9 protein-coding genes and 1 rRNA gene are annotated in these 8,374 nt (G+C 71.6%); 2 read left to right on the top strand and 8 right to left on the bottom strand.

What is annotated here, in order from left to right; all coding sequences use genetic code 11:
* Positions 1–340, bottom strand: a 340-nt coding sequence (locus ACWGJB_RS03375; RefSeq protein WP_453378601.1) for a hypothetical protein, incomplete at its 3' end; no start/stop codon positions are given.
* Between the two features lie 42 nt (positions 341–382).
* Here ACWGJB_RS03375 and ACWGJB_RS03370 point away from each other — a divergent pair.
* Positions 383–730, top strand: a complete 348-nt coding sequence (locus tag ACWGJB_RS03370; protein ID WP_362571441.1) for a sterol-binding protein — start codon at positions 383–385, stop codon at positions 728–730.
* Here ACWGJB_RS03370 and ACWGJB_RS03365 read toward each other — a convergent pair.
* The 4 genes from ACWGJB_RS03365 to ACWGJB_RS03350 all read right to left on the bottom strand — a co-directional run bounded on the left by ACWGJB_RS03365 (position 714) and on the right by ACWGJB_RS03350 (position 4,878).
* Positions 714–1,565 (bottom strand): ABC transporter ATP-binding protein, encoded by an 852-nt coding sequence (locus tag ACWGJB_RS03365; protein WP_453378600.1) that lies wholly within the window; start codon positions 1,563–1,565, stop codon positions 714–716. The two genes, ACWGJB_RS03370 and ACWGJB_RS03365, sit on opposite strands and share 17 nt — an antisense overlap.
* Positions 1,566–1,657: 92 nt before the next feature.
* Complete coding sequence (locus ACWGJB_RS03360) at positions 1,658–2,734, bottom strand: FecCD family ABC transporter permease (RefSeq protein ID WP_453378599.1); 1,077 nt, start codon at positions 2,732–2,734, stop codon at positions 1,658–1,660.
* 11 nt (positions 2,735–2,745) lie between these two features.
* Complete coding sequence (locus ACWGJB_RS03355; protein ID WP_453378598.1) at positions 2,746–3,789, bottom strand: FecCD family ABC transporter permease; 1,044 nt, start codon at positions 3,787–3,789, stop codon at positions 2,746–2,748.
* A 60-nt stretch (positions 3,790–3,849) separates the two neighbouring features.
* Positions 3,850–4,878 carry an HAD-IIA family hydrolase gene (locus ACWGJB_RS03350; protein WP_453378597.1) on the bottom strand — a complete coding sequence of 343 codons (1,029 nt, stop codon included), beginning with the start codon at positions 4,876–4,878 and terminating at the stop codon, positions 3,850–3,852.
* An 85-nt stretch (positions 4,879–4,963) separates the two neighbouring features.
* Between ACWGJB_RS03350 and ACWGJB_RS03345 the strand changes: the two genes are divergently transcribed.
* Entirely contained in the window at positions 4,964–6,247 is a 1,284-nt protein-coding gene (locus ACWGJB_RS03345) for a DUF1015 domain-containing protein (protein ID WP_453378596.1), read from the top strand.
* 65 nt (positions 6,248–6,312) lie between these two features.
* On the opposite strand, the gene ACWGJB_RS03340 is transcribed toward ACWGJB_RS03345, so the two are convergent.
* From ACWGJB_RS03340 to rrf, 3 genes are all read right to left on the bottom strand, one after another.
* The gene (locus ACWGJB_RS03340) at positions 6,313–7,251 is read right to left on the bottom strand and encodes a tetratricopeptide repeat protein (RefSeq protein WP_453379015.1); all 939 of its coding nucleotides are present in this window, start codon (positions 7,249–7,251) and stop codon (positions 6,313–6,315) included.
* Positions 7,134–8,132 (bottom strand): hypothetical protein, encoded by a 999-nt coding sequence (locus tag ACWGJB_RS03335; RefSeq protein ID WP_453379043.1) that lies wholly within the window; start codon positions 8,130–8,132, stop codon positions 7,134–7,136. The genes ACWGJB_RS03340 and ACWGJB_RS03335 overlap by 118 nt, the downstream gene beginning before the upstream one ends.
* A 150-nt stretch (positions 8,133–8,282) precedes the next feature.
* Positions 8,283–8,374: ribosomal RNA gene (gene rrf / locus ACWGJB_RS03330) — 5S ribosomal RNA — on the bottom strand; the annotation flags it as partial.

Here is an 8,374-nt window from a genome sequence, read left to right as displayed (position 1 = left end):
GGGTGTCTCTCTGTCGGGCGCGAACAGCGCACTGAGCCGGGGGGGGGGTGGGGCCCCGCGCGCCGGGGGGGCCCCCCCGCGCCGGAGGCCCGGGGCGGGCGTCGAGCGCGGTGAGCGCGTCGCGCAGCCCCCGGTGTACATCCTCGTACACCTCCAGATGCCCGTCCGTGGCGAGGTGGTCGGCGTCGCCCAGCCGGTCGAGCTGGGCGTCGACCTCGGCGTCGCCGGTGGGGGTACGGGGGACGTTCAGCGGGGCGGGGGCGGCGGGGTCGTACTCGGGCTCGGCCGGTACCGCTTCCGCCGCCTCCGCCACCCGGCCCTCGGGCACAGAGTCGGTCATGCCCCGACGCTACCCCGAACCGCTGGGGTACCGTCGATCGCGATGGCCACGATCGAGGAGTGCCGCGCCGCACTCGACAAGCTCTCCCACACCATGGGCGGCGCCGAGGGCGATGTCCGCGCGGCCGCCGCCATGGACCGCACCGTCAGCTGCCACATCACCGACCTGGACGTCACCTTCGCGGGCCGGCTCACCGGCGGCCGGATCGAGGTGGAGGAGACGTTTCCCGGGCCGCCGCGGGAGAAGGCGCAGATCGGGCTGGCCATGGCCGGCGACGACCTGGTGGCCCTGGTCGACGGCGAGCTGAACTTCGCCGGGGCCTGGGGCTCGGGCCGGGTGAGACTGGACGCGAACCTGCTGGACCTGTTCCGGCTCAGGAAGCTGCTGTGAGCCGTGTCTTCCGGGCGGCCGGCACCACCAGCGGGGTGCCCGTCTCCGGGTCGTCGATGATCTGACAGCGCAGCCCGAAGACGTCCTCGACCAGCTCCGCGGTGACGATGTCGTTCGGGGCGCCCTCGGCGATCACCTCGCCGTCGCGCAGCGCGATGAGGTGGGTGGCGTACCGGGCCGCGTGGTTGAGGTCGTGCAGCACGGCGACCAGCGTCCGGCCCTGCTCCTCGTGCAGTTCGGCGCAGAGGTCGAGGACGTCGATCTGGTGCTGGATGTCCAGGTAGGTGGTCGGCTCGTCGAGGAGCAGCAGCGGGGTCTGCTGGGCGAGCGCCATGGCGATCCACACGCGCTGCCGCTGACCGCCGGACAGTTCGTCGACGTACCGGTCGGCGAGTTCGGCGACACCCGTCTGAGCCATCGATTCCTGGACGACCCGCTCGTCCTCGGCGGACCACTGGCGCAGCAGTCCCTGGTGCGGGTAGCGGCCGCGGCCGACCAGGTCGCCGACGGTGATTCCGTCGGGCGCGATGGACGACTGGGGCAGCAGACCGAGGGTGCGGGCGACCTTCTTCGCCGGCATCGACTGGATGACCTGCCCGTCGAGCAGCACCCGGCCCTGGCTGGGCTTGAGCATCCGGGACAGCGCGCGCAGGAGCGTCGACTTGCCACAGGCGTTGGGGCCGACGATCACGGTGAAGGAGTTGTCGGGGATCTCCACCGACAGCTGCTCGGCGATGACGCGCTGGTCGTAGGCGAGGGTGACGTTCTCGGCGGACAGGCGGTTCACAGCGTTCCTCTTCTTGTTCTTGCTCTCCGACTCGGGGTTCGTGCTCAAATCCGGCCCGCCCTGCGTTCTCTTGTCCGGGCAGCCCTGCGTTCTCTTGTCCGGGCCGCCCTGCGTTCTCTTGTCCGGGCCGCCCTGTGTGCTCATATCCGGGCCGCCTTGCGTTCGGTGACGAGGAGCCACAGCAGGTAGACCCCGCCCAGGACTCCGGTGACCACGCCCACGGGCAGCTGGTCGGCGCCGAAGGCGCGCTGGGAGGCCCAGTCGGCGGTGACCAGCAGGGTGGCGCCCATGCAGAGGGAGGGCAGCAGGTTGGGGCCGGGCGAGCGGGTGAGACGGCGGGCGAGTTGCGGGGCGGTGAGCGCCACGAAGCTGACCGGGCCCGCGGCGGCGGTTGCGGCCGCGGTCAGCAGCACGGCCGACACCATCAGCAGCAGCCGTACCCGCTCCACCCGCACGCCGAGGGCGTTGGAAACGTCGTCGCCCATCTCCATCATCCGCAGGCCCCGCGCGTTGGCGAGGGCCAGCGGGACGAGGACGGCGCACAGCGCGAGCAGCGGCCAGACCTGGCTCCAGTCCCGGCCGTTGAGGGAACCGGTCATCCAGACGACCGCGCGGGTCGCGTCGACGAAGTCTGCCTTGGTGAGCAGATAGCCGTTGACCGCGGTGACGACCGCGGAGACTCCGATACCGACCAGGACCAGCCGGTAGCCGTGCACACCCTGCTTCCAGGCGAGCAGATAGATGGCGAGGCCGGTCAGCAGACCGCCGACCAGCGCACCGACCGTGACCTGGGTGGCACCCCCGGACGTCAGCACGATGACGACGAGCGCGCCGGACGTCGACCCCTGGGAGAGGCCGAGGACGTCCGGGCTGCCGAGCGGGTTGCGGGAGATCGACTGGAACAGCGCGCCGCCGAGGCCGAGCGAGGCGCCGACCAGCAGACCGACCAGAACGCGCGGCAGCCGCAGTTCGTTGACGATGAAGTCCTGGCCCGCGGTGCCGTTGCCGGCCAGCGTCCTCACCACGTCGCCGAAGGAGATCGGGAAGTCGCCGGTGCCGATCAGCACGACACTCGCGGCACACGCGGCCAGCAGCAACGCGGTCACGACGACCAGCGCGCGCAGATCCGTCCGCAGGGAGAGCCCGCCGGGGGTGCGCAGAGTACGCGTGTTACGCGTGTTCTTCACAGCGGTGGTCTTCACAGCGGTGGTCTTCACAGCAGCGTTCCTCACAGCTGGGCCGTCCTGCGCCGTCGTACGAGAAGAATGAAGACCGGGCCGCCGATGATCGCGGTGACGATGCCGACCTGGAGTTCCGAGGGGCGGGCGACGATCCGGCCGACGACATCGGCGCCGAGCAGCAGTACGGGCGACAGGATCGTCGCGTAGGGCAGGATCCAGCGCAGGTCGGGGCCGGTGAAGGAGCGCACGACGTGCGGCACCATCAGGCCGACGAAGGCGATCGGGCCGCAGGCCGCGGTGGCCGCACCGCACAGTACGACGGCGGCGAGCATGGCGAGGGCCCGGGTGCGGCCCAGGTTCGCGCCGAGGGCACGGGCGGTGTCGTCGCCCATCGCCACCGCGTTCAGCGGCCGGGCGAGGCCGAGGGCGAGCAGGGTGCCGACCACGAGGAACGGCAGTGCCTGCATGATCGTCGAGTCGTTCGCGGCGGCCAGCGAACCGACCGTCCAGAACCGCCACTTGTTGAGCGCCGCGCCGTCCGTGATCATCACGGCCTGGAGGTAGCCGTAGAGCGCGGCGCTGATCGCCGTGCCGGCCAGCGCCAGCCGGACCGGGGTGGCGCCCCGGCTGCCGCCCAGGAACCACACCAGGGCGCCCACCGCGGCCGCCCCGAAGAAGGCGAACCACACATAGCCGTCGAGGGTGGTGACGCCGAAGTAGGTGATGGCGGTGACGACCGCGGCCGACGCGCCCGCGTTGATGCCGAGCAGTCCGGGGTCGGCGAGCGGGTTGCGGGTGAGTGCCTGGAGCACCGCCCCGGACAGGCCGAGGGCGGCACCGGCCAGCAGACCGAGCACGGTCCGGGACAGCCGCTCGTCGACGACCACGTCGCCGTACGTCCCCGTGTTGTGGAACAGGCCGTGCCAGACCTGGTCCAGCGGCAGCTCTTTCGCTCCGATCGCGATGCTCGCCAGGGCGACGAGCATCAGTATCGCGACGGAGACGAAGAGCCCAAGGGTTCGTATCGCCCGGCGGGTTGGGGGCGCGGGGGCGGTCTCCGCGCACTGTTCGGGAGGACTGTCGACCAACACCCGGTTAGGTTAGCCTACCCTCCCCTTTGCTCTCGATACGCCGTCCCGGTGAGCGTGGACTCAGAGCCCGAGCCGGGCCAGCGCCTTGCCTCCGTCCAGCTCGCAGGAGCCCTCCCCGGCCGCCGTCCAGGCCGCTGCGCACAGTGCCCGCAGCCCGTCGAGGGCCTCGCCGTCCCCCTCCAGTTCCAGCCCGTTCGCCCCCGCTGTGGCCGTCCAGCCACCGCACCGGAAGCCGTCGCCGTCCGCCGCGACCTCCGGCTGGCCGGTGAGCAGCCCCCGCAGATCGGCGTCGACGTAGGTCGGCCGATGCTGTGGCGGCGCGGCGAGCAGCTGGCGCCCGTCGGTGACGCCGGTCAGGACGAGCAGCGAGTCGACCCCGCCGTTGAACGCGCCCTCGATGTCGGTGTCCAGCCGGTCCCCGACCACCAACGGCCGCTTCGCACCCGTCCGCAGGACCGTCTCCCGGTGCATCGGCGGCAGCGGCTTGCCGGCCACCTGGGGCTCGGCACCCGTCGCGATCCGGACAACCTCCACCGCCGCGCCGTTGCCCGGGGCGATCCCGCGCCCGCTGGGAATCGTCAGATCGGCGTTGGACGCGAACCACGGCACCCCGCGCGCGACGGCGTACGACGCCTCGGCGAACCGCCCCCACGGCAGATCGGGACCGCCGAACCCCTGCACCACCGCCGCCGGATCGTCGTCCGCCGACTCCACCGGCTCAAGCCCCCGCTCCCGCAGCGCGACCCGCAGCCCCTCCCCGCCGATCACCAGCACCCGCGCCCCTGCCGGCACCTGCTCGCTGATCAGCCGCGCGACCGCCTGCGCCGAGGTGATGACGTCATCGGCGCCGGTCGGGATCCCCAGTTCGGTGAGGTGCCCCGCGACCGTGTCCGGCGTCCGCAGCGCGTTGTTGGTGACGTACGCCAGATGCATCCCGCCCGCGCGGGCCGCCGCCAGCGACTCCACTGCGTGCGCGATCGCGCTGCCGCCCGCGTACACCACGCCGTCCAGATCCAGCAGCGCAGTGTCATACGCCGTGCTCAGAGCCTGTCCGCTGCCCTCGGGACCCGTCCTGACACCCTCGCTCATTCCCCATCGCTCCTCGTCACTCTTCGTTGTCCCGCCTTTCCCCATCGATCATCCCGCACGCCACTGACACACGTACGATGCCGGGATGAACACTGCAGGTCACTCGGAAGCAACGGAGCGCCGAGGCCTGGAACTCAACCCGTTCCGAGGCCTTCGCTACGACCCCGACCGGGTCGGCAGCCTCGCCGCCGTCACTTCCCCGCCGTACGACGTCGTCGTACGCCCCGACGGCGTACACCACCTCCAGTCCGCCGACCCGTACAACATCGTCCGCCTGATCCTCCCCCAGGCCGGCACCCCCAGCGCCGGCACCGAACAGGCGGCCGACACCCTGCACCGCTGGCAGGCCGAGGGAGTCCTCACCACGGACCCCGAACCCGCCCTGTACGTCTACGAGCAGCACGACGGCAACGGCATGCTCCAGCGCGGGGTCATCGGCGCCCTGCGGGTCTCGGAACCGTCGGAGGGCGTGGTGCTGCCGCACGAGGAGGTCATGCCCCCGGTGGTCGCCGACCGCGCGGCCCTGATGCGCGCGACCTCCGCGAACCTCGAACCCCTTCTCCTGACCTACCGGGGCAACGGCACGGCCGCCGAGGTCGTCGAAGCGGCGGCCGACCGCCCCCCGCTCCTGGCCACCACCACGGAGGACGGCTTCCACCACCGCCTCTGGTCGATCACCGACCCCGCCGAGGTGGCACGTGTCCAGTCCGACCTGGCGCACCACCAGGCCCTGATCGCCGACGGCCATCACCGCTGGGCCACTTACCTACGTCTACGCGCGGAGCACACCTCACCCAGCCCCTGGGACTACGGCCTGGTGCTCCTGGTCGACACCGCCCGCTACCCGCTGCGTGTCCGCGCCATCCACCGCCTGCTGCACGGCCTGCCGGTGGCGGACGCCCTGGCGGCCGTACAGGACCACTTCCGGGTACGACGGCTCGACGTCCCCCTGCCGCAGGCCCAGGAGGCGCTCGCGGACGCTGCCTGCGCCGGCAACGCGTTCCTGCTGGCCGGTGACGGCACCTTCCACCTCATCGACCGCCCGGACCCGGATCTCCTGGCCCGCACGATCCCGGCCGACCGCCCGGCCGCCTGGCGCACGCTCGACGCCACCGTCCTGCACGCCACGCTCCTCGACCACGTCTGGCGCATCCCCGAGGACTCGAACGCGCACATCGCGTACATCCACGACACGGCGGCGACGGTCGCCAAGGCCGAAAGCGCCGGCAGTACGGCCGTCCTCCTGCACCCGGTCCACGAGGAGGTCGTCCGCGACCTGGCCCGCCAAGGCGTGACCATGCCCCGCAAGTCGACGTCCTTCGGCCCCAAGCCGGCGTCGGGGCTGGTGCTGCGGGCGCTCGACATCTGAGACCGACGACGACAACGAGAAAGGGCAGGCTCCGGTCGGAGCCTGCCCTTTGTCGAACGCGGTGATCAGTCCTTGTCGGCCTCGGAGTCAGACACGGGCTCGGACTCAGACACGGCTTCGGTCGCGGCCTCGGAGTCAGACACGGGCTCGGACTCAGACACGGCTTCGGTCGCGGCCTCGGACTCAGACACGGGCTCGGACTCAGTGGCGGTCACGGGCTCGGTGGCGGTCACGGGCTCGGTCGCGGCCTCGACGCGGGTCTCCTCGGGCTCGTCCGCGTCCTCGTCCGTCTCCGCGTCCGTCTCCGCGTCCTCGTCGTTCAGGGCGTCGACGAACTCGACCCCGTCCATCTCGGCCAGCCGGTCGGAGGCGTCCGTGCTGCCGTCCCGGTCGGCCTCGACGGCCTTGGCGAACCACTCCCGCGCCTCGTCCACACGGCCGGCCTCGAGCAGGGCGTCGGCGTAGGCGTACCGCAGCCGCGCGGTCCACGGCTGTACGGAGTTGGACGCAAGCTCGGGGCTCTGCAGCGTCACGATGGCCGCGTCCAGCTGCCCCATGTCACGCCGGGCACCGGCGGCGACGAGCCGCATCTCGACCTGGCCGGCCTTGTCGAGCTTGTGCACCTCGGGGGCGCCGGCCATGTCCAGCGCCTTCTCCGGCCGCCCGAGCCCACGCTCGCAGTCGGCCATGACCGGCCACAGGTCCACGCTACCGGTCATCCGCCGCGCGGCCCGGAACTCGGCGAGCGCCTCGCTGTACTTCTGGTTCGCGTACGCGGCGAACCCGGCGGCCTCACGTACGGCGGCGACACGGGACGCGAGGCGCAGCGCCACCCTGGAGTAGCCGTACGCGCCCTCGGGGTCCTCGTCGATGAGCCGCGCGACCATCACCAGGTTCTTGGCGACGTCCTCCGCGAGCGTCTTGGGCAGGCTCTGCAGCTCCTGCCGTACGTCCTTGTCGATCTCGTCGCCGGTGACGTCCTCCGGGATCGGCAGCCGCTTGATCGGCTCCCGGTCGCGGTCGCGGTCACGCTCGTCACGGCGTCCGTAACCACCGCCGCGCCGGTCGTCGCCACGCCTGTCGTCACGTCGGTCGTCCCGGCCGCGGTAACCGCCGCCGCCACGGTTGTCGTCCCGACGGAAGCCGCCTCGGTCGTCTCGGCGGTCATCGCGGCGGTCGTCACGCCGGGGGCCACGCTCTCGGTCGTCGCTGCGGGGGCCACGGAAGCCACCACGGCTGTCATCGCGCCGGTCGTCCCTGCGGTCGTCCCGGCGATCGTCCCGGCCTCGGTAGCCACCGCCGCTCCGGTTGTCGTCCCGACGGAAGTCACTCCGCCCGCCGCGGTCGTCGCGCTCATCACGACGGAACGCCGGACGGTCACCACGGTCGTCACGACGGAACGCCGGACGATCACCACGGTCGTCACGACGGAACGCCGGACGATCACCACGGTCATCACGGCGGAAGCCACCCCGGTCGCCACGGTCGTCCCGCTGGAACGCCGGGCGGGAACCGCGGTTGTCATCACGCCGGCCGTAGCCACCACCACGGTTGTCACCACCACGGTTGTCACCACCACGGTTGTCACCACCACGGTTGTCACCACCACGGTTGTCACCACCACGGTGGTCATCACGCCGGTTGTCATCACGGCGATTGTCGTCACGGCGAACGTAACCGCCACGGTCGTCGCCACGGCGCTCGTCACCACGACGGTCGTCCCGACGGCCGTATCCACCACCGCGGTTGTCGTCGCGGCGACCGTAGCCACCGCCACCACTGCCACCGCGGTTGTCGTCGCGACGGCCGTAACCGCCGCGGTCTCCGCGGTCGTTACTGCGGTCGTTGCGGTCGCCGCGGTATCCGCCACGGTCACCGCGGTCACCACTGTCCCGTGGCCGCTGGTCGCGCTCCGGTCGCTCGTCGGGAGAGTTGGTGGACATGGTGACTCCTGTCTTCGGTACCACAAGCATTGTAAAAACAAAAGGACCCCTGGTCCCAGCTGAACGCTGGTGACCAGGGGTCCTCAAAAATTGTTCGGCGGTGTCCTACTCTCCCACAGGGTCCCCCCTGCAGTACCATCGGCGCTGTAAGGCTTAGCTTCCGGGTTCGGAATGTAACCGGGCG

The sequence above is a fragment of the Streptomyces sp. NPDC054813 genome (assembly GCF_053611365.1).
This window is presented reverse-complemented; position numbering and strand designations above follow the sequence as displayed.